Raw genomic sequence first — 24,570 nt, forward strand, 5'->3', positions numbered from 1 at the left:
TAAACCCCCAGACCGGCCCAGCCGCTGGCGGCTGTGCGTTCGGGCGCTTGCGAAGCAGTGCTTCGCAAGCAAAGCGCCCTCACCCTTGGGGGCTTGGCCGCGGCATCCATGCCGCGGACACCCCCGCAACCGGACCCACCCCGCCTTCGGCGGGTTCCGGCTGCTGTTGGTGGGTGTCRAYCTTSGTCGACACGGTAGATCCACGCCRTGCGTGGATACGGGAAAATGATCTGCCCATGAAAAAAGCCCGCCGGAATCCGGCGGGCTTTTTGTTTCCAGCATTGGCGTGGAACTCAGGCCCAGCCGAGCAGCTCGAACAGCTTCAGGATCAGGTAGGCGCAGCCGCCCGCCGCCGGGATGGTCAGGATCCATGCCCAGACGATGCGCTCGATCACGCCCAGACGCAGCGAACGCGGGTTCTTGGCAAAGCCGACGCCCATGATCGCGGTCGAGATGCTGTGGGTGGTCGACACCGGCATGCCGAAGTGGGCAGCCACGGTCAGCACGGTGGCCGAGCTGGTTTCCGCAGCGAAACCGTGGATCGGATGCAGCTTGACCATCTTGTGGCCCAGGGTCTTGATGATCTTCCAGCCGCCCGAGGCGGTACCGGCGGCCATCACCACGGCGCAGGTCAGCACGATCCACATGGCAATGCCATCACCGGCGTGCGCGTCCGGATGCATGAAGGCCAGCCACGACGGCAGGTCGTTCAACGCGCCGGTCGCTTCGGCACCGATCAGGGTCATCGCGATGATGCCCATGGTCTTCTGCGCATCGTTGTGGCCGTGGGCAAAGCCCATGTAGGCCGCCGAGGCGATCTGTGCCTTGCCGAAGAAGGCATTGACGATGCGCGGGCGTGCCAGTCGGCCGATTGCGCCGCCGATCTTGGCCAGGCCGGCGATCAGTGCCCACAGCAGCACCATCACCACGATACCGAGCAGGAAGCCGGCAATCGGCGAGGTGATCATCGGCACGAACACCTTCCACAGCAGGCCCTTGTTCTGCGCCCAGCTACCGAAGCGTTCCGACCAGATCAGCGCGTCCCAGTTGTTGTGGGCGGCGGCGAGGCCGGCACCACACAGGCCGCCGATCAGTGCGTGCGAGGACGAGGACGGCAGGCCCTTCCACCACGTGATCAGGTTCCAGATGATGCCGCCCAGCAGCGCGCACAGGATCACCTGCGGGGTCACATCGACCACGTTGGTGTTGAGCAGGCCCGACGCAATGGTCAGGGCCACGGCGGTGCCGGTCAGCGCACCCAGCAGGTTCATGAACGCGGCGAGCATCACCGCCCAACCGGGCGAGAGCACCTTGGTCGCCACCACGGTGGCGATGGAGTTGGCGGTGTCGTGGAAGCCGTTGATGAACTCGAAAACGAGCGCGGCCAGGATCACCACCAGAACGAGGGTCAGCATGCTGTGGCGTCCGTCAGCTGTTCTTCAACACGATCTGGTAGGCCACCACGCCGGCTTCGCGGCAGCGGTCGATGGCCTTTTCCAGGATCTCGAAGAATTCCTTCAGCAGGAACATCTGCAGGTTGTCCAGGCGACCGGAATAGATGTCGCGGTACAGCTCGAGCATCAGGCGGTCGGCTTCGTTTTCCAGCGAACGCAGACGCTCGTTGAGCGCGGTCATCCGGTCCAGGTTCATGTGGCGCAGGTCGGCGACCATCTCCACCACCACGCCAGCGGCCTGCTCCAGCATCGCCGCGCGCGGCGCGAAGTCGATGTGTTCCAGGTGGGTCGTGGCCAGCGAATAGCGATCGGCGAACTTCTCGATCTGCTTGGGAATCTTGTACAGGGCCGAGCCCAGCGCTTCGATGTCTTCGCGCTCGATCGGGGTCATGAAGCTGTCCACCAGCGCCTGGCTGATCTTGTCCGAGGCCGCGCGTTCGCGCAGACGGGCCAGCTTGAAGGCGTCCAGGGCGGGCTGGCGATCGGCGTCGCGCAGCATCGAATGCAGTGCCTTGGCGGCATCGGAAGCCGCGACGGCAGCCTCATCGAGCAGGGTGTAGAACTGTTTGCCGGAACCGAAAATGGTCTGCAGAGAGAACATTGAGAAACCTGTCAGCCGTCGCGGGAAGGACGGCACCAGTGCGAATTATGACGGCTAGATGACCATCACGGGTATCCCTGGCCCTTTTCGGGGGTCGGGACGCCCAAAACTGAACAGGCATTTGCCACCCAGCCACGGCCCTTTGCTAAGATGCCAGCGCGCCTTCGGGCGCACCTTATGGACGACGACCCTTATCCCCCAGCGCCGCGCCGGACCCCGTTCCTGAGCGCCTGCCGCCATCGCAAGCACCCGCCCTCCCTGTCACCAACCGGGGACGATGCCCGTGTTTGAAATGATCCTGATTGTTTTCGCGCTTGTTCTGCTGAACGGCTTCTTTGCCATGTCCGAGATGTCGGTCATGACCTCGCGCAAGAGCCGGCTGAAGCAGCTGGCCGGCACCTCCAAGCGCGCGGCCAAGGCCCTGGAACTGTCGGAGAAGCCGGAAGCCTTCCTGTCCACCGTCCAGATCGGCATCACCGTAATCGGCGTGCTGACCGGCTTCCTCGGCGGCGAAGCACTGGGTGAGGCCATCGGCGGCTGGATCCAGGGGCTGATGCCGGGCTTCGCCTATGCCGGTGCGGTTGGCAAGGCGCTGGCGGTCACCTTCATCACCTTCATCACGCTGATCTTCGGCGAACTGGTGCCCAAGCGCCTGGCCCTGACCCGTTCAGAGGACATCGCCGGGCTGGTGGCGCTACCGATGAGCTGGCTGGCCAAGCTGGCCTTCCCCTTCGTCTGGCTGCTGTCCAAGACCACCCAGCTGGTGCTGCGCCTGTTCGGCCTGGGCAAGGACGAGGTCGCGTCGGTGACCGAAGAGGAGATCCGCATGCTGGTGGCCGAGAGCCACGAGGCCGGCGTGATCGACAGCCACGAGCGCGACATGATGAACCGCGTGATGCGCCTGGGCGACCGCACCGCCGACAGCCTGATGACCCCGCGCAACCGGATCGCCTGGCTGGACACCCTGGGTGGCCTGGACAAGAACCTGGAGATCATGGCCGAGCACGAGTTCTCGCGGTACCCGGTGTACCGCGACAACGACATGGACGTGGTTGGCGTGCTTGAACTGAAATCACTGGCCACGCGGATGGCACGCGGCGACAACGCGCTGTTCCAGACGTTGCGCGAACCGCTTTATGTGTCCGAATCCACCCACGCGATGAAGCTGCTGGAGATCTTCCGCGAAGAACAGCAGTCGATGGCGCTGGTGGTGGACGAGTACGGCGAGATCCAGGGCCTGGTGACCATCAGCGATTTGATGGGCGCGGTGGTCGGCCGCCTGCAGGCGACGGAGAATGCCGACGAGGACGCGCTGGTGGTAACCCGTGAGGACGGCTCGCTGCTGGTGGACGGCTCGCTGCCCATCGAGGACCTGCGCGAGCTGATCGGCAGCAACGACCTGCCCGACGCCGAGGATGGCGATTACTACACCCTGGCCGGCATGTGCATCCACTTCTTCGGTCGCATCCCGCACGCGGGCGAGTACTTCGACTGGGCCGGCTGGCGCTTCGAGGTGGTCGATCTGGACGGTGCGCGCGTGGACAAGCTGCTGCTGCGCACCCTGTCCGACGAGCAGGCCGATGAGCTCACCGCCTGACGCCGGCCCCGGCGCTGCATCGCCGGAGTACCGCAACGAGGGCATCCGGACCCTGCTGGCGATGTTCGCCTTCGGTGACCCGGCCCAGCACATGAAGCTGGGGCAGATCCTGCAGGATCTGCAGCAGAGTGCCTTTGGTGTATTCCTGTTCGTCGCCATCCTGCCGGCCTTCATCCCCATCCCGGGGCTGGGCGGCGCGGTTAGCGGTCCGTTGGTGATCCTGATCGGCCTGCAGATGCTGTTCTGCATGCGCCGGCCCTGGCTGCCCGGCTTCATTGCCCGTCGCGGGCCGAAGCGCGGCACCATGCACCGGTTCCTGGATCGCATCGATGGTGCCCTGCGCCGTCTCGACCGCATGCTCAAGCCGCGCATGCCACAGCTGCTGACGCCTGCCCCCGCCCACGCCTTCAGCGGTCTGCTGCTGGTTCTGCTGGGCCTGCTGCTGTCGTTGCCGATTCCGTTCACCAACTATCTGTTCGGCTTCCAGTTGCTGCTGTTTGCGCTGGCCCTGCTTGAACGCGACGGCGCGCTGATGTTGTTCAACTGGGTGGCTGCGCTGGTGGCGATCGCTTTCTTCGGCTTCAGTTCCGGGCAGCTGGTGGGCTACACCGTCGACCTGTTCCAGCGCTGGTTCTGAGCGCACCGTGGTAGAGCCGGCCGCCGGCCGGCTGCCACGTTTCCCTGATTACCGGCCAGCGGCCGGCACTACCTCGGGCCCGGATCAACCCGCGTTACCACGGGCTGGGATCAACGCAGATCGATGAATCCGTTGTCGCCCAACCGTGCCGGCTCATCCTGCACCGCCGACAACACGAAACTCAACGCCGAGCCGAGCAGCGTGCCCGGTCCGTCCCAGTACTCGGCGGTCTCTGCACGCACGTGGATCAAGCGCAGGCTCGGGTCATCCGGGCCGCCGGGGAAGAACAGCTTCATCGCCGGCGACCACAGCTCTTCGACCTTCGCGCGGTCATCGATGATCCGTGCCACGCCGGCTACCGACACATACGTATTCTTCGATGGCGAGGCATAGGCCACGTTGACCCGCGGGTCGAGCGCGATCTCGGCCACCTTCGGGCTGTCGGCAGCAGTGGCGAACCACAGGTCGCCATCGAAGGCGACCTGCTGGGTGCCAAGCGGACGGCTGTAGAGGCGCCCATCGACACCACGGGTGGTGAACATCGCCACCTCCACGTCCTTGATCAGTTCAGCCAGCTGGGCAATGTGCTCGGTACGCGATTCGTCCATGGGGGACTCCGGAAGTGGGAGCCCCCATCAGACGCGTCCGCACCGCAAATTGCCGTGACGCAATTGTTCAGCCCGCGTGGCGGGCATGCCAGGCGTGCATTGCCAGCTCGAACGAGCGAAGGCGCGCGCGATGGTCGTACAGGTTGGCAGTGAGCATCAGTTCGTCGGGCTGATGGCGTTCGACGAACGCCGCAATGCCATCGGCGACCTGCTGCGGATCACCCAGCACGGTGCACGCCAGCGCCCGCTCCACGCCCAGCTTCTCGTGGGGTTCCCAGAACGCTTCGATGTCATCGATCGGCGCCGGAATCTTGCCCGGACGGCCGCGACGCAGGTTGACGAAGCTCTGCTGCTGGCTGGTGAACAACCGCCGCGATTCGGCCTCGCTGTCACTGGCCACCACGTTCAACGCCAGCATCGCGTGCGGCAGCTTGAGCGTGGCCGAAGGGCGGAATTCGCGGCGATACACCGCGAGCGCTTCATCCATGGAATCGGGGGCGAAGTGCGAGGCGAAGGCGTACGGCAGGCCCATCGAGGCGGCCATGCGTGCGCCGAACAGGCTGGAACCGAGGATCCAGGTCGGCACCCGCAGGCCGCCACCCGGTACGGCCTGCACCGCCTGCCCCGGCTGCACCGGTTCGAAGTAGTGCAGCAGCTCGCGTACGTCCTGCGGGAACTGGTCGGCACTGTCGAAATAGCGGCGCAGGGCGCGCGCGGTCGGCTGGTCGGTACCCGGTGCGCGGCCCAGGCCGAGGTCGATGCGATCCGGGTACAGCGAGGCCAAGGTGCCGAACTGCTCGGCCACCTGCAGAGGCGCGTGATTGGGCAGCATGATGCCGCCGGCGCCGACACGGATACGTTTCGTACCACCGGCCACATGGCCGATCAGCACCGCCGTGGCGGCACTGGCGATGCCAGGCATGTTGTGGTGTTCGGCCAGCCAGTAGCGGCGGTAGCCCAGCGCATCGGCATGCTGGGCGAACTCAAGCATGTTGGCAAAGGCGGCAGTGGTATCGCTGCCCTCGCAGACCGGGGCCAGGTCGAGGATCGACAACGGGATCATCAGGCGGTTTTCCGTCACAAGATCCCCGTTTGATGGGGTCGCCCTGCCCCCACGGCCAGTGCCGGTGGCGGGACGCTGATTCCCGTTGGGCGGGCTCAGGGCCCGCCGGGCTTGATCCGGTAGAGCCGGCCGCTGGCCGGCAGGCAGAGAGGCGTGGCAACCGGCCAGCGGCCGGCTCTACCGGGCACCGACATTTCGGGTCAGAAGTCGCTGGGGCGCGGCTCGGCCAGCGGTTCGTCCACCAGCGGCTTCAGTTCGGCGTCCAGCGCCACGCGTTCGTCGAACACGAAGCAGCGGCCTTCATAGCCCTCGCCGCCCACTTCCTCGAAGTAACCGAGGATGCCGCCATCGAGCTGCAGCACGTTGTCCATGCCGTCATTGAGCATCCACAGCGCCGCCTTCTCGCAGCGGATGCCACCGGTGCAGAAACTGACCACGGTGCTGTCCTTCAGCGCTTCACGATGGGGCGCCAGCGCCTCAGGCAGATCGGTGAACTTGTGGATGGGCAGTACCAGCGCATCCTTGAAGGTGCCGTACTCGATCTCCTGCAGGTTGCGCGTATCAAGCATCACCACCGGCTTGCCAGCATCATCGTGCCCCTGCCGCAGCCAGCGCTGCACGGTGGCGGGATCAATCGCTGGCGCGCGCGGGTAGTCCAGCGGCTGGCCATCGTCACGACGGAAGCTGATGATCTCGTCCTTGACCTTGGCCTTCAGCCGCGCGAACGGCTGGTGCTCGCTGAAGCTGGTCTTGACCCGCATATCGGCGAAGCGCGCATCAGCACGCAGTTCCGCGTAGAAGCCATCGATCGCGGACGGCGCACCCGCCAGGAACAGGTTCAGCCCCTCGCCCGCCACCAGGATCGTCCCCTGCAGGCCGGACGCCTCGGCACGCGCCTGCAGCTGGTCGCACAGGGCGTGGGGGGCGTCGATGACGGCGAAATGATAGGCAGCGGTATTGGCGATCATCCCGCCATTTTAGCGCCTGACCGCCCCCGTATCAGCCTCCACCGTTCATCCACGCATGGCGTGGATCTACAGACGCCGGAAACTGTCGAAGGCGGGGCAGTGTGGGTTTGCGGGGTGTGAGCCGCATGGATGCGGCGACCAAGCCCCCAAGGATGGGTTCACGGCGGCCCCGCAAACCCACACTGCCCCGCCATCCCACGGAAAGCCGCTTGTGATGTTGCTTGAAGGCCTCTGCAGGTGCCGGGTGCAACCCGGCCGAACACCCCTACCCACGCAGCAGCATGAACGGCAGCAGCACCAGTGCCGCCGCCACCGCCATGCCCAGCAGCACCAGCACCACGAACACAGGGCGGCGCCGGAACAGGCTGCCAAAGGTCTCGGCAGTGCCGTCGCGCAGGGCCTGCTCGCGCTCAGCGCGGACCCGCACCCCGCGGGCCGCCTGGTACTCGGCCATCAGCGCCTTGGCACGCGGCTGGTCGGCATCCTCGCGCAGCCACAGGCCACCATTGGAGATGCCCCACGGACTGGGTTCGGTGCGGTACCAGGCGATGCCGTGCTGGTCCAGCAGCGTGCAGACATCGGCATATTCGTCGTTGCCGACATTGCGCAGATTGAGCAGGAGTTTTGCCATGCCACCATGATACCCGGCGCCGATGCGCTAACCTTGCCGCCCTCGACTCATCGCCCCTGGAGACGCCTGATGCGCCGCCTGCTGCTTCCCCTGCTGCTGTCCCTCGCCGCCGTTGGTTGCTCGTCGGAGCCGTCCGGCCCGCCGCCGGGAGGCACCATTGCCACGTTCGAGCGCATCGACACCCAGCCGGGCAGTGGTGCCGAGGCCGTGCCGGGCCAGAAGGTCAGCGTGCATTACACCGGCTGGATCTACGACGAGCGCGCCGACAACAAGCACGGCAAGACCTTCGACAGTTCGGTCGAGCGCGGCGAGCCGTTCACCTTCACGCTGGGTGCGGGCCAGGTCATCCGTGGCTGGGATGAAGGCGTCGCCGGCATGAAGGTCGGCGGCAAGCGCACGCTGATGATTCCGCCGGAATTCGGCTATGGCGACCGCCAGGTCGGCCCGATTCCGGCAGGTTCGTCGCTGGTGTTCGACGTCGAGCTGCTCAATGTCCAACAGTGACGTCCGCCCGCCGCGCCGCATCGCCGTCATCGGCGGCGGCCCGGCCGGGTTGTTTGCCGCCGAGCGGCTGCGCGCGGCAGGCCTGGATGTCGATCTGTACGAGGCCAAGGGCTCGCCGGGCCGCAAATTCCTGATCGCCGGCAAGGGTGGGCTCAACCTCACCCATTCCGACCCACGTCCACTGTTCGACAGCCGCTACCGCGAGCAGGCAACCCGCGTCGGCCGCTGGCTGGATGGTTTCGACGCGCAGGCGCTGCGCGACTGGGCCGCTGGCTTCGGCGTGGAGACCTACGTCGGCAGTTCCGGCCGGGTGTTCCCGGTCGACCGCAAGGCGGCACCGTTGCTGCGCGGCTGGGTCCGCCGGCTGAAGGAACAGGGCGTGCGCCTGCACGTCAACCATCGCTGGCTGGGCTGGAGCGACGACGGCGCACTGCGTTTTGCCACGGACAACGGCGAACTGGAGGTGCGCGCCGATGCGACCGTACTGGCACTGGGCGGCGGAAGCTGGCCGCAGCTGGGCAGTGACGGTGCCTGGGTTCCGGCGTTGCAGGCCCGCGCCGTGGATATCGCGCCGCTGCAATCGGCCAACTGCGGATTCGACGTTGCATGGACGCCGTTCTTCGCGCAACGCCATGCGGGCGCACCACTGAAGCCGGTCGTCGCACATTGGCATGGCCTCGACGGTGAGCCGCACACCCTGCAAGGGGAGTGCGTGGCCAGCGAGTACGGTATCGAAGGCAGCCTGATCTACGCCCTGTCGGCCGATCTGCGCGAAACCCTCAACCGCGACGGCCACGCCACGCTGTGGCTGGACTTGGTTCCGGGCCGCGACGAGGCACGGCTGCTGGCCGACCTTTCGCAGCCGCGCAAGGGGCGAAGCTTCGGCGAGCACCTGCGTCGCCAGGCTGGACTGGACGCAGTGAAGACCGCACTGGTGTTCGAAACACTGGGCAAGGATGCTGGCAACGATCTAGCCGCGGTGATCGCCACGTTGAAGCGCCTGCCACTGCGCCTGCTGCGCCCGCGGCCGATGGCCGAGGTGATCAGCACGGCCGGCGGCGTGCGCCTGGACGCGCTGGACGAGGGCCTGATGCTGCGTGCCTTGCCCGGCGTGTTCTGCGCCGGAGAGATGCTGGACTGGGAAGCACCGACCGGCGGCTACCTGTTGACGGCGTGCTATGCCAGCGGACTGCGTGCGGCAGAGGGCGTGACCGCGTGGTTGGCCACGCGTTGATCAACGCGCGATAGCGCCGGAAATTTCACCTCGGCCGGCGCATCTTCACCGACGCCAATGCCACGCCACTGGGATGCGGATACAGTTCCTCGCGCTCGGCGACGAAGCCCTGCCGCTGGTAGAACGGCACGGCGTTGAGCGAGGCCGACAGCACAACCTCCCGCGTCGGGTCGGCCAGGGCCAGCAACCGCTGCATCAGCGCCTGGCCGATACCCTGCCCGCCCCGATCCGGATCGACGAACAGCGCGTCGATCTCGTTGCCCTCGGTATCGAACACACCGAACCCCAGCACATTGCCCCGGTCATCTTCGGCCACGACGCAACCGCCCTGCCCCAGCAGCCGCGAATACTGCACCGGCGGCGGCGATGCCGACCAGGGTGCAATCACCTCCGGCGGATAATGGCTGCTGCACAGCTCACGTACGCAGCGCGTTCGCAGGGCCCACAGCGTGCCCACATCATCGTCGGTACCCGTCCTGAACTGCATGCAGCCTCCTTGCATGGATGGTTTTCGTGCAGTCGAGCATGGGCTCGGTCCTGCAACGCGGGTCATCGCGACTTGCTGGCACGCAGCGCCTGGATCTTCGGTGGCGGCTGGAACGAATCGCTGCGTGCGTCCGCCCAGAACGAATGGAACACCGCGTGGTCGGGCACCTTGTGCAGCAGCTCGCCCGGTTCCAGGTAGCGATACAGCGAGGCCAGCGAACGGATCTCGACCGGCGACACCCGCCGCAGGATGTGTTCCGGGCCGAGCTCGGCCGGATCGTTCAAGCCCGCCGCGCACAGCAACTCCTTCAGCGCGTGCAGGGTGTGCTCGTGGAAGCTGTACACGCGCGTGGCCTTGTCCGGTGCATCCAGATGCTTCCAGCGTGCCGGATCCTGGGTCGCGATGCCGGTCGGGCACTTGTCGGTATGGCAGCTGAGCGACTGGATGCAGCCCAGCGCGAACATGAAACCGCGCCCGGCATTGCACCAGTCCGCGCCCATCGCAATGGTGCGGGCGATATCGAACGCGCTGGTGATCTTGCCGGCAGCGCCGATACGGATGTGCTCGCGCAGGTCCAGGCCGACCAGGGTGTTGTGCACCAGCAGCAACGCTTCGTGCATCGGCACCCCCACGTGATCGACGAATTCGGCAGGCGCCGCGCCGGTACCGCCCTCGGCGCCATCGACGACGATGAAATCAGGCAGCAGACCGGTCTCGTGCATTGCCTTGGCGATGCCGAACCATTCCCATGGGTGGCCGATGGCCAGCTTGAAACCAACCGGCTTGCCACCGGACAGTTCGCGCAGGCGGGCGACGAACTGCAGCAGTTCAACCGGCGTGGAGAAGGCCGAATGGCGCGATGGGGACACGCAGTCCACGCCCATCGGCACGCCACGCGTCACCGAGATCTCGGCGGTCACCTTCGGCGCCGGCAGCACCCCGCCATGGCCGGGCTTGGCGCCCTGCGACAGCTTGATCTCGATCATCTTCACCTGATCGTGGTTGGCATTGGCAACGAAGCGTTCCTCGCTGAAGCCGCCCTTCTCATCACGGCACCCGAAGTAGCCCGAGCCGATCTCCCAGACCAGGTCACCGCCCATCTCACGGTGATACGGCGAAATCGAGCCTTCGCCGGTATCGTGGTAGAACCCCCCCAAGCGTGCGCCTTCATTCAATGCGCGGATCGCATTGGCCGACAGCGAACCGAAACTCATCGCCGAGATGTTGAACACGCTTGCCGAATAGGGCTTGGCACAGTTCGCACCGATCAGCACGCGGAAATCATGCTTGGCGATGGTGGTGGGCGCCAGCGAATGGTTGATCCATTCGTAGTCCACCGCATACGTGCTGCGCAGGGTCCCGAAGGGCACCGTGTCCATCTGGTTCTTGGCGCGCTGGTAGATCAGCGCGCGCTGCTGCCGCGAGAACGGCACATCCTCCAGATCACTCTGCACGAAGTACTGGCGGATCTCCGGGCCGATCGATTCCAGGCCATAACGGAAGTGCGCCATCACCGGATAGTTGCGGCGCAAGGTGCTGCGTTTCTGCAGCAGGTCCCAGGTCCCCAGCGCCACCATCGCAGCTGTAAGGCCGACGCCCCAATACCAGGCCGGCCAGATCGTGGCCAGCCACAGGCAGATCGGAAACATCAGGATGGCGAGCAGGTAGACGATATACCGGTGCATGGCGTTCCTCGGTTGCAACTGCCCCCGAGTCTACCGCGCAAGCACCTACAGGCGATCGTCGACCACGCTGCGCGGCCAGGCGGACTTCACGTCATAGACCAGCCCACCGGGCGCCAACAGGCTGCGGATATGGGCATCGTCCATCGCCTTGAAGCTCTCATGCGCCACCGCCAGCACCACCGCGTCGTAGCTGCCGGCCACCGGCTCGGCCAGCCAGTTCACGCCCTCGTCCGCCATGGCAGCCGGCCCTACCCACGGATCGCTGACGTCCACCTGCGCGCCGCTGCCGGCCAGCCGCTGGGCCAGTTCCAGCGCGCGGCTGTTGCGCAGGTCCGGGCAGTCCTCCTTGAAGGTCACGCCCAGCACCAGGATGCGCGAATGCGCTGGCATGCGACCACGTTCGGCCAGCATCGCCAGCACGCGCTTGGCCACATGCTCGCCCACCCGGTTGTTGACCTGCCGGGCGGTGTGGATGAGGTCGGGGTGGTAGCCCATGCTTTCGGACTTGTGCAGCAGGTAGTACGGGTCCACGCCGATACAGTGGCCACCCACCAGCCCCGGACGGAACGGCAGGAAATTCCATTTGCTGCCCGCGGCGTCGAGCACATCCTGGGTGTCGATGCCGAGGCGATCGAAAATCAAGGCCAACTCGTTGACCAGCGCGATGTTGACGTCGCGCTGGATGTTCTCCACCACCTTGGCCGCTTCGGCGACCCGCATCGACGGCACCGGGAACGTACCGGCGGTGATGATCCGCTGGTACAGGCCGTCGACTATCGCAGCCACTTCTGGCGTTGAGCCGGAGGTGATCTTGCGGATGTCGGCCAGGCGCCGTTGGCGGTCGCCAGGGCTGACCCGCTCGGGACTGTAGCCGCAGTAGAAATCGTCGTTGAAGCGCAGGCCCGAGCCCTGCTCCAGCAACGGCACACAGACTTCTTCGGTGGTACCCGGGTAGACGGTGGATTCGTAGATCACCAGGTCACCGGCGCGAAGATGGCTGGCGATCAATCGCGTCGCCGAGCGCAGCGGCTCCAGATCCGGTTGCTCGTAGGCATCGATCGGCGTGGGCACGGTGACGATGTAGACGTTGCAGGTGTCAAGCTGCGCGGGATCGCTGCTGTAGCGCAGCAGCGTGGCGCTGGCCAGTTCGTCCGGCTCCATCTCCAGCGTGTGGTCCTGCCCGCCAGCCAGTTCGGCGATGCGCGCAGCGTCGATGTCGTACCCCAGCGTGGGCAGCTGCCGGCCGAAAGCCACCGCCAACGGCAGCCCGACATACCCCAGGCCGATGATGGCCGGGGACGGCATCTGTGCTGCGCCGATCGGCGCGCTCATGCGCGGCGTCCAGCAGGCGGCAACGGTGTCCACTGGGTCATGCGAGGGTCCGGGTGCAGGCAAACATGCCGACAAGGTTAACCGCGGCAGCGGCGCCAGACCACGCCCCGATCAGGATCCGAGGCTGACGGCCGCCGGCTCGAGTTCGCCGTGCCGCCCCGTCCAGGCCCGCAACAACAGGCAGAAGCCATGCTCCGGGGGCTCCTGCGCCAGGCTGAAACCATGCCACGGGGCCGCCACGATGCTGCCCAGCGTCGCCGCATCCACGTGCCGGTTGGCCATCGTCCAGCGCGGGAACCAGCGGCTCGGGATTGGGCCTGCGGCAAGTTGGATGATGCTGCCGTGGCGACGCGCGTTGCCGATCCGCGCGTGCACCGAAGCCAGCCCATCCCGTGGGCCTTCGATGTACTGCAGGAAACGGCTGCCATCGAACATCAGCGCCCCGGTCACCCCGGCCATGCGGTTGAACGCGGTCGCATCGGCCAGCAATGCATCGAGCTCGGGCACGTCCAGTCCCTCCCTGGCCGTGCTGACATAGGCGTACGCATGCAACGGCATGTCCATCACTCCCCTCCTGAGTGCAGAGGAATATGACAGGAAGCACGAGGACTTCAAGCGTTGGTTATTCCGGCGGCGACTCGACCTGGTAGCCGCGTTGCACCAGCGCATCCAGATAGCCCTCGCCCAGCAGCAGGCTGACCGGCACCGTCGCGAAGGTGCCTGGGTGACGGGTCAGCGCCGCATCCACGCCCTGCAGCCAGCGCGTGCGCACCTGCTGCGGCATATCGCTCCAGCCACGCCTACGCACGAAGGCCGAATCCTGCAGCAGTTCGCGGCAGGTCCGGGCCATCGACGAGCCCGACAGCCGGCGCAGTGCGGCGACATCGCCGAGTGCCCAGGCGTTGGCGCGCTCGCGCAACACCGGTGCCTGGAATTCCACCGTGTCGAGCGTGCGTTCGAAGCACGCGCGGTCATCGACTTCGGTGGCCTGCAGCTCCTTCAACGTGCCACGGATGTCGTCGACCTTCAGCTTGACCTGCACGTCTTCCGGCTTCAGATCGTGCGCCTTGTACGCGCGCCCGAGTGCTTCCTTGACCTGCTTGCCATCGCGCAGGCCGTTGCGCTTGAGGAAGGCCTGGTACAAGCGGCCGGAGGCCACCAGCGGACGGTCCTTTTCCACGCCACGGTCATTGCCCAGGTAGGTCTGTTTCAGGCCGAGCCAGCGCGCGTGCGTTGCCGGCGGCAGGATCTGGTCAAGCGTGCGCCCCTGCGGATCGCGCGCCGTCTTCAACGCCAGTGGCAGCAGGGTAAGGCCCTTGAACACACCGATCTTCGCATCGAGGGCGAAACCCGGATCGCCCAGCACATGGTCGACGCCGGCAATGGTCCGTTCGACTTCGTCAGAGCGCCATTGCACACCGCTCGGCAACGGCGAGACCGTGCCCAGGATCCACAACACATTCCCCTGTGGAGCGGTGACCTTCCAGAGGCCGGGGCCGGGCTGTACGCCGGTCACCTGCACCGTCTCCATGTCCACCACCGCCCCGGTGGGCGCAGGCACCTGCTGCGCGGCAGCCGGGCCGATCGCCAGCATCAGCCCCAGCACGGCACTGCATCCGATCCATCGCTCGCCGCGTGCACGCATATCGCCATTCCCGGAAATGTTGGCGGACTGTACCCAGCCCCGCGCCCGACTGCGTAAAAGCCGCGTTAGCCGGCGGCAGCGGCGGCGATTCCGTTACAATCGGCGCGCGCTGCAGGCCCGGATGGCGAAACTGGTAGACGCATCGGACTTAAAATCCGCCGACCGCAAGGTCATGCCGGTTCGATTCCGGCTCCGGGCACCACCCAATCAAGCATCGACGCCCCCGCAATGGGCCAACGCACCGCTGGTTCAACAGCAGCCCGTTGAAAGCGATGCGGCCATTCGGCTGACGTCGCTGCGATCAAGACGGCTCCAAGCCGGCATGGCAGAATCGAACGCCCCGGCCGCCGAACCGCGCACAAGGAGATCAGCCATGAAGTGGATAGGGATCGCGTCATCGCTGGCGCTGGTCGCGATGCTCGCCCAGGCCACCGCACCGGCATCGGCGCAGAGTCGTTCGGACAGTCATCGCAACCTCGACGGAAGCCTGGATATCCGCAACAGTGACGGATCGTCCAGCCGCATCAAGCGCGACTTGTCCGGCCGGGTGACCGCCGAGCACAGCAACGGCAGCCGTTCGACCACCACCACGGATCTGAGTGGCCGCAAGCGCACCACCCACAGCGATGGCAGCTACTCCAACAGCAGCACTGACCTGAGCGGCAACATCCGCACCCAGTACAGTGACGGCAGCTACTCGGTCAGCAAGCGTGACCTGAGCGGCCGGTGGCGCACCGAGTACAGCGACGGCTCCTACTCCACCAGCGTGCGCGATCTGAGCGGCAACTGGAGCACCACCTCCAGTGGTGGCATGGCCGCTCGCCACCCCGAACGCGGCGTCGGAAAGCGCTGAGACCTGCGCTCAGATCGCCCGCGAATAACGCGGCTGCTCCTGCGCAGCGCGCAGATAGGGATCGAAGCACATCGCCAGCAGGCGCAGCAGCGGCCGCCCGGGCTCGCTGGTGCGCACCACGCCATCGCGGTATTCGGCCAGGCCATCCTGCTGCAGTCGCTGCACAGCCTGCAGGTCTTCGGCGAAGTAGGTCTCGAAATCAATGCCGTGGCGCTGGGCCAGTGACATTCCATCCACCTCACCCTGACACATCAACTGCTGGATCAGCTCGGCGCGCAGCTGGTCGTCGGCACTGAGTGCGACGCCGCGCCAGACCGGCAGCTGTCCCTGGTCCACCGCGCTCTCCCACGACGGCAGGTCACGCGGATTCTGGCTGTAGGTGGTACCGATGTGACTGATCGCACTTACGCCAAGGCCGAGCAGATCGGTGTCGGCGTGGGTGGTGTAGCCCATGAAGTTGCGATGCAGCTGGCCGGCGCGCTGGGCACGCGACAGATCTTCTTCCGGCAAGGCAAAGTGATCCATGCCGATGTACTGGTAGCCGGCTGCGGACAGGCGCTCCACCGCCAGGCCCAGCAGCGCCAGCTTGTCTTCCGGCGAGGGCATGCGGCTTTCGTCGATCTGTCGCTGCGCGCGGAACAGGTGAGGCAGATGCGCATAGCCGTACACCGCCAGTCGATCCGGACGCAGCGCCAGCACCAGTTCCAGGGTACGGCCGAATCCCTCAAGGCTCTGCCCGGGCAGGCCGTAGATCAGATCGACGTTGACCGAACGCATGCCGCTGTCGCGGCACGCACGCAGGATATCCAGCGTCTGCCGCACGCCCTGCACGCGGTTGATCGATTCCTGCACCTGCGGGTCGAAATCCTGCACACCCAGGCTGGCGCGGTTGAAGCCGAGCCGGGCCAGCATCGCCACGTCGCTGGTGTCGATGAAACGCGGGTCCAGTTCGATGGAAAAATCACGCTGCGAGGAATCGCTGAAATCGAAGCGCCGACGCAGGCCCTCGACCAGTGCGGTCATCGCATCGGCATCGAGGAAATTCGGTGTGCCGCCACCGAGGTGCAGCTGGATCACTTCACGATCATCAGCGAACTGCGGCGCCAGCAGGTCGGCCTCGGCCAGCACGCGCGACACATAGCTGTGACCACGCCCGCGGTCGCGGGTGATCACCCGGTTGCAGCCACAGTAGAAGCAGGGGCTGGAGCAGAATGGCACGTGGACGTACAACGACAACGCGCGCGCCAACGGGTTGCTGTCGGCTATCGCCTGGCGCAGCGCGGGTGCATCGAAGCCGTCATGGAAGTGCGGCGCGGTGGGATAGGAGGTGTAGCGCGGGCCGGGACGGTCATGCCGTCGCAGCAGATCGGGATCGAAGGTCCAGGCCAGGCCACCGGCAGCGGGAGAGAACGTGTCCATGGCGCCAGCATCGCGCCACGCCGGGCGGTGCGCCTTGACCCAGATCAATCCTTGGTGGGCACGCCCAGCACCGGCAGCATGACCTGCGGCCAGCGCAGCATCTGGTAGCGGCGCCAGAAGGTGTCGGCGATGCGGGCGGCCACATCGTCGGCCAGCGCCTGCATGGGCGGGTTGTTGCATTCGGCCGTGGTGATGTGGAACAGCACCAGCCAGCGGTCGAACAGATCCTTTTCCAGATCGATCGCCATGTGCTTGGACATCGGCGAGCCCTTGAACCTGCGGGTCCCGCGCAGCATCGCCGACCAGAAATCGACGAGCTGGGCCAGGTGTTCCGGCCAGTCGCGCACATGCCCTTCGAATACCGGCCCCAGACGCTCCTCTTCACGCACGCGCGCATAGAAATCGTGGACCAACCGGGTCACTTCCTCCTCGCTGCACAACTCTGGCGAAGCAATGGGAAGGGCAGTCGTGGGCGTTGCGTTCATCAGGGCACCAAGTGCGGATCGGCAGTGTGCCGCATGCCGCCACCACCGCTGTTGATCCAGATCAATGTCAGCGCACTGCGGCGCACCTAGGCTGGCACGCTTGCAGGAAGCATGCCCTGCGGATGCTGCGCCAACCACGGCGAAGTATACGCGCCGCCCCCTTCTTCAACCCGAACCCGCATGAACACACCATCTTCCAGCCGCCAGCGGCTGATCCAGCACTGGGGCGCAGTCCTGTGGCCCAGCTTCATCGCCGCCGGCCTGGCCTGCGTGGTGTTCTTCGCCTTCGTCGATCCACTGCGGCTGCAGGCGATCAGCTTCCCGGCTACGGCCATCAGCCGTGAGCTGGGCTACACCGCAGGTTTCTTCATGTTCTGGGCCGTCACCGCACTGTCCAGCGCGGTGACCGGGTATCTGCTGCGGCCGATGCCGAACGATGAGGATGAGGAGCTGCCGCTGGGATGAGCATCATCGCTTCCCCGCCGCCCCACCCATGGCGTTGGCGCCGCACCCTGGGCGTTGCGCTGCTGGTCCTGTTCCATGCGCTGCCGTGGCTGCAATGGAATGGCCGGCAGGCGCTGCTGCTGAACCTCACCGCGCGCCGCTTCGATCTGTTCGCGTGGACCTTGTGGCCGGATGACATCGGCGTGCTGCTGGGCCTGCTGGCAGTGATGGCAGTGGGCCTGGCCCTGCTCACCCATCTGGCTGGCCGCGTGTGGTGCGGGCATGCCTGCCCGCAGACACTGTGGACACGGGCCTTCGATGGGATCGCGCAGGCACTGGCCCGCGTCCTGCCCGCGCAGGCAGCGCGGCCGGTCACCCACGTGGTCTGGCTGCTGCTGTCGCTGTGGACCGGGATCACCTTCGTAGGACTGTTTAGTCCGATCCGCGAACTCGTCGCCGGCGCGTTCGATGGCCGCTGGAGCGGATGGGAGACTTTCTGGGTGCTGTTCTATGCGGGCGCCACCTGGGGCAATGCCGGGTTCCTGCGCGAGCAGGTGTGCCGATCGCTCTGTCCGTTCGCGCGCATGCAGCCGTTGCTGACCGACCCGCACACCCCGCGCATGTTGTATGACCCACGCCGTGGCGAACCGCGCGGCGCCCGCCCGCCGGCATTGGGCGGTGTGCTCGGGCGCGGTCGTGGCCTGCTCGACCCGACCACAGCGCAGGACTACGTTTTCCGTGCCGCACATCCACTGCTGGCCGGACCGATGCCGACCTTCAGCGCGGATCGGCTGGGCGATTGCATCGATTGCATGGCCTGCGTACGCGCCTGCCCGATGCAGCTGGACATCCGCCATGGCCCACAAGCCGACTGCCTGGCCTGCGGTGCCTGTCTGGAAGCGTGCACCCAGCAACAGCAGCAGGCAGGCTTCGGGCCCAGCCTGGTGCACTATTGCAGCCCGCAGGTGATGTCGGGCCAGCCGCGCCGCTGGTGGCGCCCCCGCACCACCGCCTTGGCATCGATGCTGCTGGCCCTGCTGGCCTTTGGCGCTTGGCGCCTGCTCTGAGTCAGCCCGGGTCGCCCGGGCGTGGCGGTACCAGCTGGGCGCGACGGACGATGCCCAGTTGTTCGATGATCAGCGCCATTTCGTTGGTGACATCGGTCCGCCCGGTCCCCTGCGGAACCAGACGATCAAGCACCTGCTGGTAGGTATCCCAGAACGCCGGACCGCATCCGTGTTTGTGATAACTGGCTTCCAGTTCGCGGCGTACCCGTTCAGCCAAGCCATGCATGCCGTATTCCATACGACCTCCGTTTGACTTGTTCTGCATCGTTGACGGTCGACCAATTCACTTGCGAGCTACTGAAAGACTCCCGGCCTTCACAACCGGTTGATGCCAATTAGTCATAGATTTCACGACACGTCAATTACAGGGCGCGACTTTCGCGATTGAAATTATTAATCGTTCATGAAAGGACGTAACGACGGGGATCGGGAATCTCCGTGCCGATGTCGACATCGCCCACCTGCGAACCCGGGCGCCGATCACAGATCAGGCCATCGCCGCCGGCAAGTGGATCAATTCTGGCCATATTGCTAAGCATGCTTAGCGAATTACTCTTAACGGTCTTTCCGCGACAACCCTCGACGCATCTCATCCGGCTTCATCCTGCGAGTTCTGATCCACCGGGAACAGCGCGGGGTATCGCTGCTGCAGGATGTAGCGCCTCAGCGGCGGGATGGGAAAGCCTCTGGGCCATTGCGAGACAGCGGATCTGCTGATTCCAAACAACTTGGCGAGCTCTGCGTCGGTGGAAAAACCGAGCCGCGTGCGGACCTGCCGCTTGCTCCAGAATTCGTCCATTTTCGATCCCTTTCATCATCAAACTTATTCTTGCGCCAAGGCCTCTTTCGATTCCACGCGTTAAGCTGGCTTGCATAGATGAATACTCTTGGACAACGACTCGCGGTCGCCATGAAGGACGCCGGGCATGCACGCCCGGCCGACCTGGCGCGTGCCGCCGACACGACGACGGCGACGGTCAGCAACTGGCTCAACGACCACGTCAAAGCCAATCACGTGAAAGCCGAACAGCTGTTCCGCATGGCCGACGCGGTGAAGCTGGACCCACGGGAACTGCTGTTCGGCCCGTTGGGACGGGGTGTCGGCGAGCGCGGCACGGCCTACATGCACATGCCCAGCGAAGCCCATCTGGACGTGTGGCAAGCGGCCTATGAGCTGGTCGCCCACATCCTTGCCGAGCGTGGGCTGGAGGTCGGTTACCGGCGCGAGGCCACGCTGGGGCTGATGGCCCATGACCTGCTGATGGAAGGGGTCAGCCGCGGCAAGGTCGCACGCGTGGTGATGACCGCCCTGCCCTGACCCATCGCGGGCTGGTAGCATGGTGATCGATGGGGATGGGGCTCCCCCGATAACCGCCTGAGATGGCTGATGGCTCCTGCTGCGACGAACCCGGCGTTCGTCGATGGCAGGTCTTGCCCGCCATTGCGCACGCCGTCGAACCTGCGAACACGCACTCGAGGCAAGCAATGCAGACGATGAACAACTATGTGCTGGTATTCCTGGGCGGCGGTGTCGGCGCCTGCCTGCGTCACGCCTGCAATCTGATCGGCGCCCGCGTCGCCGTCGGCAGTTCCTGGCCCTGGTCGACCTTCCTGATCAACATCAGCGGCGCCTTGCTGATGGGCGTGGTGGTGGAGGCATTTGCCCTGCGCAACGGCGCGTCACCGCAACTGCGCCTGCTGCTGGCCACCGGCATTCTTGGCGGCTACACCACGTTCTCCACATTCTCGCTGGAAATCGGCCTGCTGCTGCAGCGGGGCCAGCATGGCCTGGCCGCACTCTACGCGGGCGGCTCGGTCGCCCTTGGCCTGGCCGGGCTGTTCGCCGGCATGAAGCTGACCCGGCTCGCGCTGGGGTGACACTCAGCTCGCGGCAACGCGCGCCTGTCCGCGCCACTGCCGTGGCGATTGCCCGGTGTGTGCCTTGAACGCCCGCGACAACGCCGCCTCGCTGCCATAGCCGACCTCGTCGGCAATCCGTTTCAACGGTCGCCCCTGACGCAGCGCCTGCTGCGCCAGGCCGACCCGCCACCCCTGCAGATAGTGACCGGGCGTGGTCCCCATGGCCTCACGGAAGCTGGCGGCGAACACGCTGCGTGACATGCCTGCGACGTCGGCCAGATCTTCCAGCGTCCAGGCCTGGGCCGGTGCCTCATGCATCGCCACCAGCGCCAACCGCAGACGTGGATGACCGAGCCCGGCGAACAGGCCACCGCGCATCTCGCCCCCTTCCATCAGCTGCCGCAGCACCTGGATCATCACCACCTCGAACAGGCGGTTGACCATCACCGCCCGACCGCAGCGTTGCTCGAATGCCTCCTCGAACAGCAGCTCCAGGGCGGCATGGCCGCCGTACAGATCGGCCAAGGGCAGGCAGATGAAGTCGGGCAGCGCCGCACTGATCGGGTTGAGCCTGCCACCTTCGAAATGGAGATTGGCGCAGGCCATGTCGGCGCCGTGCTGTGGATCGGTGTGGAAGCGATGCGGCAGCGGGCGCGGGTACAGCAGCAGGCTGGGAACCTCGACCTGCACCGTCTGCGTGCCATGACTGACCTGCAACGGACCGCGCCGCACCAGGTGCAGCTGGCCGGCGTCGCCTTCGGCCTCCAGGCTGTTGATGCCGCACAGCGCGCCGGCATGGAACACCGAGGCGGTGACCGCGAAGCGTTCGAGCAGGATGGCGAGGCGATCGACCATGGCGGGACCCCAGATCAAATGGAAGGGAGCAGATACGGCAGATCGTATCGAATTCGATTGCGTTGCGTCAGGGGCTAGCCACCGTGCAGGGGCAGCGCTATACAGGCGGCACCTTCCGCGCAGACCGCACCGGCCAGGGCAAAGACCATGATGCGAACCTTCCACCGGCTGGTCCTGGCACTGGCCCTGCTGCTGCCGCACGTGTCGCAGGCCGCCGTGCCGCCCGCCACGCCGCGTACCTTCAGCGGCGAACTGCAGGGCGCACGCTGGCGTCTGGATGCGCCCACCGGCTGGAACGGCGAACTGGTAATGCTGGCGCATGGCTATGAGCCGGTCGGCGTGCCGCAGCCATCACCGATGCCGGCCAACGACAGCACCGCCAGCCTGCTTGCAGCAGGCTATGCCGTGGCGCAGAGCGCCTATGCCAGCCAGGGCTGGGCGGTGGCAGATGCGATCGTGGACATGGAACGCCTGCGCGCGCACGCCCTGTCCGAACTGAAGGACGTGCGTCGCACCTGGATTCTCGGCTTTTCGATGGGCGGTGCGGTGGCCATCGCCACCCTCGAACGCCTGCCACAGCACTACGCCGGTGGCGTGTCGCTGTGCGGGGCCAACCTGCCTGGCGAACAACTGGCCAATGACCTGCTGACCACCCTGGTGGCGTTCGACTATTTCTTCCCCGAAGCCAAGGGACTGCCCCGGCAGGGCCTGGCATCGGCGGAAGCTGCGGCACTGCCGCAGATGGAGCTCTATCAAGGCATCGCCGCCGCGCTTCAGACCCGGCCGGCCGTGGCTGCGCAACTGGCTGCACGACTGCAGGTAAGCGTGGAGGCATTGCCGGGCACGATCAGCCTGCACGCGATGATCCTGCACGAACTGGCCACGCGCGCCGGCGGCATGCCGGTCGGCAACGTTACGACCGTCTACCGCGGATTCGGTGACGACAAGGCGTTCAACGCGGGCGTGCAGCGGCTGGCACCTGCTGCGCCGGCACAGCGATACGTGCGCGAAAAGCTGGCGTTGACCGGCGCGCTCAAGCGACCGCTGGTGATCCAGTTCAACAACAACGACCCGAGCATCGTGCCGCGCATGCAGGCGGTGTATCCGCAACTGGCCGAGCACGCTGGGGCCACGCCATTGCCGCGCGTACTGCCTGCGGTGGGCGAAGGCCACTGCGGCTTTGCGGATTCACAGGTGGTCGAGGCGTTGAAGGCAGCAGCGGCTCCCTTCTGAGCAGCCGACCGCATCAGTGGCCGAGCGTACCCATGGTGAAGGTGTACCCGGAGCGCATGAGGAAGTCGCGCATGCGCAGTTCGGCGCGGCGCGGAGACGGAAGATCCGGCGGGCCATACAGCGCATAGACCACGCCTGCGCCCTCGATGCGCTCGCGGCGCACGTCACAATGACGGCTCTCCGAGGCGAGGACCCAGCCGTCCTTCAGTTGATCGGGGCCGATGGACTGCCCGTTCTTCAGCCGGAATGTAAGCCAGCGCACATCTGCGGTGGATCTGCTCATTGCCGGCCAGCCGCATCGTGCGTGCGGCCCCTCATGTCCTTGCCTGCCATTGCTGCTCCCGAAGACCAGAACTCGACCATACCCCGTCGCAATGTCGTGGCCGACTGAGACTGTCAGCGGCGCTGGGCGGGCCTCAGGCATGTACGTCGAACAGCCTGCGGAATGCCTTCTGCCCGTCGGGTGTCACCTGCAGGTCGCGCCGCCCCTCAAGGCGACGCAGCCAGTGGTTCTGCAGGAAACTCTCCAGAAGTGCTTCGCCGACCATGCCGGCCATGTGCGGGCGCCGCTCGGTACAGTCCAGGCAGCCGCGGCAGTATCGCGCGGGCGTCACCTGTGGCGATCGCGCGATCAACGCTTCCAGCGGCTGACCCACCGCGCGCAGGATGGCGGCGCCATGAGCCGTCATCTGCCAGTGGTCTGCCGCCGCGGTAATCGCTCCGGTACTCAGCAGGTGGTCACAGATGGCGACAGCGCATTCACCCGCCAGGTGCCGGTAGCAGGTGCGCGCCCGACGGAAGCCGGCATCGACCTGTACGGTTCGTGGAGAGAGCGGTGGCCGTTGATCGCTGAAACGCAGAATGCCTTCCAGCATGTCGGCGACCTCGGTCGAGGCGAGCCGGTGATAGCGGTGGCGTCCCTGCACCGCCACGGCCAGGATGCCGCCGTCGAGCAACCGCCGCAGATGACTGCTTGCGGTCTGCGGCGAGATGCCAGCCACGCCGGCCAGCTCGGACGCCGTGTGCGCCCGTCCATCCATCAACGTCAACAGCATGGCCGCGCGTGCGTGGTCACCGACCAGCGTGCCGACATGGATGAAGGAGCGGGACGTCTGGACCATGGCCGCATTGTGGCATGCCGCTTTCCGCGCATCGTTCGACCCGGATCGAAGCATGCGCGCCCCTGCACAGGGCACAGTCATCGCCCGCACCCCACGAGCTCAGGCATGCCACCGGAAGACTTCCAACGCCGCTGCATCACCCCCTCGGTGCTCTACCCGGGAACACCGGTAGTGCTGATGACTACGTTGAATGAAGACGGCAGTGCGAACATCAGTCCGCTTTCATCATTCTGGGCGCTGGGCGACCGCGTGGTGCTCGGCATCGGCGAACAGGGCCAAGGCTGCAGCAACCTTCTGACACGCGGCGAATGCGTACTGAACTTCGCAGATGCCACGCAGGCGGCGCAGGTTGAAGCCATCGCCCGCGCCACCGCTCGTACCCCCGTGCCGGAGTCGAAGCGCGCCATGGGGTACGTGCATGTGCCTGACAAGTTCGCACTGGGCGGCTTCAGCCGCGTCGACTCGGTGCAGGTGGCCCCGCCGGCGATTGCCGAATGCCCGTTGCAGGTGGAGGTCGCGCTGCTCGCCTCGCACCGGCCCAGCGGAACCCAGGATCAGGGCTTCATGATCGTCGAAGGACGGATCTGCCGGGTGCATGCGCACGAGGCGATCACTGTTGCCGGCACCCACCACATCGACGTGCAGCGCTGGGCACCGTTGATTTATCTGTTCCGTCACTATGTGGGCACCACCACGCCGGTGGCGCGCAATTTCCGCGCTGACGATCCTTTGCCATTGCCTGCCTGAACCCTTGGCTGCGCGCCGCCGACAAGAAGTAGAAGAAGCC

At 66.1% G+C, this 24,570-nt stretch carries 29 protein-coding genes, 1 tRNA gene and 1 riboswitch; of the genes, 12 read left to right on the plus strand and 18 right to left on the minus strand.

What is annotated here, in order from left to right:
* Positions 1-293: 293 nt before the first annotated feature.
* Together AB4Y98_RS02270 and AB4Y98_RS02275 are read right to left on the minus strand one after the other, a co-directional pair.
* Complete coding sequence (locus AB4Y98_RS02270; RefSeq protein WP_312107468.1) at positions 294-1,415, minus strand: inorganic phosphate transporter; 1,122 nt, start codon at positions 1,413-1,415, stop codon at positions 294-296.
* A gap of 13 nt (positions 1,416-1,428) precedes the next feature.
* The gene (locus AB4Y98_RS02275; protein ID WP_025878890.1) at positions 1,429-2,055 is read right to left on the minus strand and encodes a DUF47 domain-containing protein; all 627 of its coding nucleotides are present in this window, start codon (positions 2,053-2,055) and stop codon (positions 1,429-1,431) included.
* Positions 2,056-2,347: 292 nt separating this feature from the next.
* On the opposite strand from AB4Y98_RS02275, the gene AB4Y98_RS02280 reads away from it, so the two are divergent.
* Together AB4Y98_RS02280 and AB4Y98_RS02285 are read left to right on the plus strand one after the other, a co-directional pair.
* Positions 2,348-3,652: a hemolysin family protein gene (locus AB4Y98_RS02280; protein WP_223880018.1), complete on the plus strand. Its 1,305-nt coding sequence runs from the start codon at positions 2,348-2,350 to the stop codon at positions 3,650-3,652.
* Positions 3,636-4,289, plus strand: coding sequence for an exopolysaccharide biosynthesis protein (locus AB4Y98_RS02285; RefSeq protein WP_025878888.1), 654 nt, complete (start codon positions 3,636-3,638; stop codon positions 4,287-4,289). Before AB4Y98_RS02280 ends, AB4Y98_RS02285 begins: the two co-directional genes overlap by 17 nt.
* A 110-nt stretch (positions 4,290-4,399) precedes the next feature.
* On the opposite strand, the gene AB4Y98_RS02290 is transcribed toward AB4Y98_RS02285, so the two are convergent.
* The 4 genes from AB4Y98_RS02290 to AB4Y98_RS02305 all read right to left on the minus strand — a co-directional run bounded on the left by AB4Y98_RS02290 (position 4,400) and on the right by AB4Y98_RS02305 (position 7,559).
* Positions 4,400-4,897, minus strand: a complete 498-nt coding sequence (locus tag AB4Y98_RS02290) for a pyridoxamine 5'-phosphate oxidase family protein (RefSeq protein WP_025878887.1) — start codon at positions 4,895-4,897, stop codon at positions 4,400-4,402.
* A gap of 67 nt (positions 4,898-4,964) precedes the next feature.
* The gene (locus tag AB4Y98_RS02295; protein ID WP_442243694.1) at positions 4,965-5,960 is read right to left on the minus strand and encodes an LLM class flavin-dependent oxidoreductase; all 996 of its coding nucleotides are present in this window, start codon (positions 5,958-5,960) and stop codon (positions 4,965-4,967) included.
* Positions 5,961-6,160: 200 nt separating this feature from the next.
* Positions 6,161-6,928 (minus strand): sulfurtransferase, encoded by a 768-nt coding sequence (locus AB4Y98_RS02300; protein WP_442243695.1) that lies wholly within the window; start codon positions 6,926-6,928, stop codon positions 6,161-6,163.
* A gap of 265 nt (positions 6,929-7,193) precedes the next feature.
* Entirely contained in the window at positions 7,194-7,559 is a 366-nt protein-coding gene (locus AB4Y98_RS02305; RefSeq protein ID WP_223494763.1) for a DUF6164 family protein, read from the minus strand.
* A gap of 69 nt (positions 7,560-7,628) precedes the next feature.
* Between AB4Y98_RS02305 and AB4Y98_RS02310 the strand changes: the two genes are divergently transcribed.
* Positions 7,629-8,063, plus strand: coding sequence for an FKBP-type peptidyl-prolyl cis-trans isomerase (locus tag AB4Y98_RS02310; protein WP_025878883.1), 435 nt, complete (start codon positions 7,629-7,631; stop codon positions 8,061-8,063).
* Positions 8,050-9,297: a TIGR03862 family flavoprotein gene (locus AB4Y98_RS02315; protein WP_313446598.1), complete on the plus strand. Its 1,248-nt coding sequence runs from the start codon at positions 8,050-8,052 to the stop codon at positions 9,295-9,297. The genes AB4Y98_RS02310 and AB4Y98_RS02315 overlap by 14 nt, the downstream gene beginning before the upstream one ends.
* A gap of 25 nt (positions 9,298-9,322) precedes the next feature.
* Here the strand turns inward: AB4Y98_RS02315 and AB4Y98_RS02320 are convergent, their stop codons facing one another.
* From AB4Y98_RS02320 to AB4Y98_RS02340, 5 genes are all read right to left on the minus strand, one after another.
* Positions 9,323-9,784, minus strand: coding sequence for a GNAT family N-acetyltransferase (locus tag AB4Y98_RS02320; protein WP_301867427.1), 462 nt, complete (start codon positions 9,782-9,784; stop codon positions 9,323-9,325).
* Between the two features lie 62 nt (positions 9,785-9,846).
* The gene (locus tag AB4Y98_RS02325; protein ID WP_442243696.1) at positions 9,847-11,469 is read right to left on the minus strand and encodes an FMN-binding glutamate synthase family protein; all 1,623 of its coding nucleotides are present in this window, start codon (positions 11,467-11,469) and stop codon (positions 9,847-9,849) included.
* 45 nt (positions 11,470-11,514) lie between these two features.
* Positions 11,515-12,801 carry a nucleotide sugar dehydrogenase gene (locus AB4Y98_RS02330; RefSeq protein WP_442243697.1) on the minus strand — a complete coding sequence of 429 codons (1,287 nt, stop codon included), beginning with the start codon at positions 12,799-12,801 and terminating at the stop codon, positions 11,515-11,517.
* A gap of 111 nt (positions 12,802-12,912) precedes the next feature.
* Entirely contained in the window at positions 12,913-13,365 is a 453-nt protein-coding gene (locus tag AB4Y98_RS02335; RefSeq protein WP_312786223.1) for a BLUF domain-containing protein, read from the minus strand.
* Between the two features lie 58 nt (positions 13,366-13,423).
* Complete coding sequence (locus tag AB4Y98_RS02340) at positions 13,424-14,446, minus strand: TraB/GumN family protein (protein WP_442243698.1); 1,023 nt, start codon at positions 14,444-14,446, stop codon at positions 13,424-13,426.
* Between the two features lie 115 nt (positions 14,447-14,561).
* On the opposite strand from AB4Y98_RS02340, the gene AB4Y98_RS02345 reads away from it, so the two are divergent.
* Together AB4Y98_RS02345 and AB4Y98_RS02350 are read left to right on the plus strand one after the other, a co-directional pair.
* Positions 14,562-14,648: transfer RNA gene (locus AB4Y98_RS02345), tRNA-Leu, on the plus strand.
* Between the two features lie 171 nt (positions 14,649-14,819).
* Positions 14,820-15,299 carry a hypothetical protein gene (locus tag AB4Y98_RS02350; RefSeq protein WP_059063732.1) on the plus strand — a complete coding sequence of 160 codons (480 nt, stop codon included), beginning with the start codon at positions 14,820-14,822 and terminating at the stop codon, positions 15,297-15,299.
* A gap of 9 nt (positions 15,300-15,308) precedes the next feature.
* Here AB4Y98_RS02350 and hemN read toward each other — a convergent pair whose 3' ends face one another.
* Positions 15,309-16,718, minus strand: a complete 1,410-nt coding sequence (hemN, locus tag AB4Y98_RS02355) for an oxygen-independent coproporphyrinogen III oxidase (RefSeq protein WP_442243699.1) — start codon at positions 16,716-16,718, stop codon at positions 15,309-15,311.
* A gap of 44 nt (positions 16,719-16,762) precedes the next feature.
* Positions 16,763-17,203 (minus strand): group III truncated hemoglobin, encoded by a 441-nt coding sequence (locus AB4Y98_RS02360; RefSeq protein WP_032976493.1) that lies wholly within the window; start codon positions 17,201-17,203, stop codon positions 16,763-16,765.
* A gap of 180 nt (positions 17,204-17,383) precedes the next feature.
* Between AB4Y98_RS02360 and AB4Y98_RS02365 the strand changes: the two genes are divergently transcribed.
* Both AB4Y98_RS02365 and AB4Y98_RS02370 read left to right on the plus strand, forming a co-directional pair.
* A complete protein-coding gene (locus AB4Y98_RS02365; RefSeq protein WP_230110709.1) occupies positions 17,384-17,668 on the plus strand; it encodes a hypothetical protein in 285 nt (94 codons plus the stop codon).
* Positions 17,665-18,714 carry a 4Fe-4S dicluster domain-containing protein gene (locus AB4Y98_RS02370; protein ID WP_230110711.1) on the plus strand — a complete coding sequence of 350 codons (1,050 nt, stop codon included), beginning with the start codon at positions 17,665-17,667 and terminating at the stop codon, positions 18,712-18,714. Before AB4Y98_RS02365 ends, AB4Y98_RS02370 begins: the two co-directional genes overlap by 4 nt.
* A gap of 1 nt (position 18,715) precedes the next feature.
* On the opposite strand, the gene AB4Y98_RS02375 is transcribed toward AB4Y98_RS02370, so the two are convergent.
* Both AB4Y98_RS02375 and AB4Y98_RS02380 read right to left on the minus strand, forming a co-directional pair.
* Entirely contained in the window at positions 18,716-18,952 is a 237-nt protein-coding gene (locus AB4Y98_RS02375; protein WP_025875165.1) for a hypothetical protein, read from the minus strand.
* Positions 18,953-19,303: 351 nt separating this feature from the next.
* The gene (locus AB4Y98_RS02380) at positions 19,304-19,513 is read right to left on the minus strand and encodes a helix-turn-helix domain-containing protein (protein ID WP_442243700.1); all 210 of its coding nucleotides are present in this window, start codon (positions 19,511-19,513) and stop codon (positions 19,304-19,306) included.
* Between the two features lie 78 nt (positions 19,514-19,591).
* On the opposite strand from AB4Y98_RS02380, the gene AB4Y98_RS02385 reads away from it, so the two are divergent.
* Both AB4Y98_RS02385 and crcB read left to right on the plus strand, forming a co-directional pair.
* Positions 19,592-20,032 carry a helix-turn-helix domain-containing protein gene (locus AB4Y98_RS02385; protein WP_363731081.1) on the plus strand — a complete coding sequence of 147 codons (441 nt, stop codon included), beginning with the start codon at positions 19,592-19,594 and terminating at the stop codon, positions 20,030-20,032.
* Positions 20,033-20,054: 22 nt separating this feature from the next.
* Positions 20,055-20,118: riboswitch (Fluoride riboswitch) on the plus strand.
* An 81-nt stretch (positions 20,119-20,199) separates the two neighbouring features.
* Positions 20,200-20,592, plus strand: coding sequence for a fluoride efflux transporter CrcB (crcB, locus tag AB4Y98_RS02390; RefSeq protein WP_363731080.1), 393 nt, complete (start codon positions 20,200-20,202; stop codon positions 20,590-20,592).
* Positions 20,593-20,595: 3 nt separating this feature from the next.
* Here the strand turns inward: crcB and AB4Y98_RS02395 are convergent, their stop codons facing one another.
* Complete coding sequence (locus AB4Y98_RS02395; RefSeq protein WP_312786231.1) at positions 20,596-21,429, minus strand: AraC family transcriptional regulator; 834 nt, start codon at positions 21,427-21,429, stop codon at positions 20,596-20,598.
* Between the two features lie 150 nt (positions 21,430-21,579).
* Here AB4Y98_RS02395 and AB4Y98_RS02400 point away from each other — a divergent pair, with 150 nt between their 5' ends.
* Positions 21,580-22,662 (plus strand): alpha/beta hydrolase, encoded by a 1,083-nt coding sequence (locus AB4Y98_RS02400; RefSeq protein WP_312107783.1) that lies wholly within the window; start codon positions 21,580-21,582, stop codon positions 22,660-22,662.
* 13 nt (positions 22,663-22,675) lie between these two features.
* On the opposite strand, the gene AB4Y98_RS02405 is transcribed toward AB4Y98_RS02400, so the two are convergent.
* Both AB4Y98_RS02405 and AB4Y98_RS02410 read right to left on the minus strand, forming a co-directional pair.
* Positions 22,676-22,945 carry a hypothetical protein gene (locus AB4Y98_RS02405; protein ID WP_089240177.1) on the minus strand — a complete coding sequence of 90 codons (270 nt, stop codon included), beginning with the start codon at positions 22,943-22,945 and terminating at the stop codon, positions 22,676-22,678.
* A gap of 133 nt (positions 22,946-23,078) precedes the next feature.
* Positions 23,079-23,717 (minus strand): ArsR/SmtB family transcription factor, encoded by a 639-nt coding sequence (locus tag AB4Y98_RS02410; protein WP_442243701.1) that lies wholly within the window; start codon positions 23,715-23,717, stop codon positions 23,079-23,081.
* A gap of 171 nt (positions 23,718-23,888) precedes the next feature.
* On the opposite strand from AB4Y98_RS02410, the gene AB4Y98_RS02415 reads away from it, so the two are divergent.
* Entirely contained in the window at positions 23,889-24,530 is a 642-nt protein-coding gene (locus tag AB4Y98_RS02415; protein WP_442243818.1) for a flavin reductase family protein, read from the plus strand.
* Positions 24,531-24,570 lie beyond the last annotated feature (40 nt).

The sequence above is a fragment of the Stenotrophomonas sp. 2YAF26 genome (genome assembly GCF_052114625.1).
In the GTDB taxonomy this organism is placed as follows: domain Bacteria; phylum Pseudomonadota; class Gammaproteobacteria; order Xanthomonadales; family Xanthomonadaceae; genus Stenotrophomonas; species Stenotrophomonas indicatrix.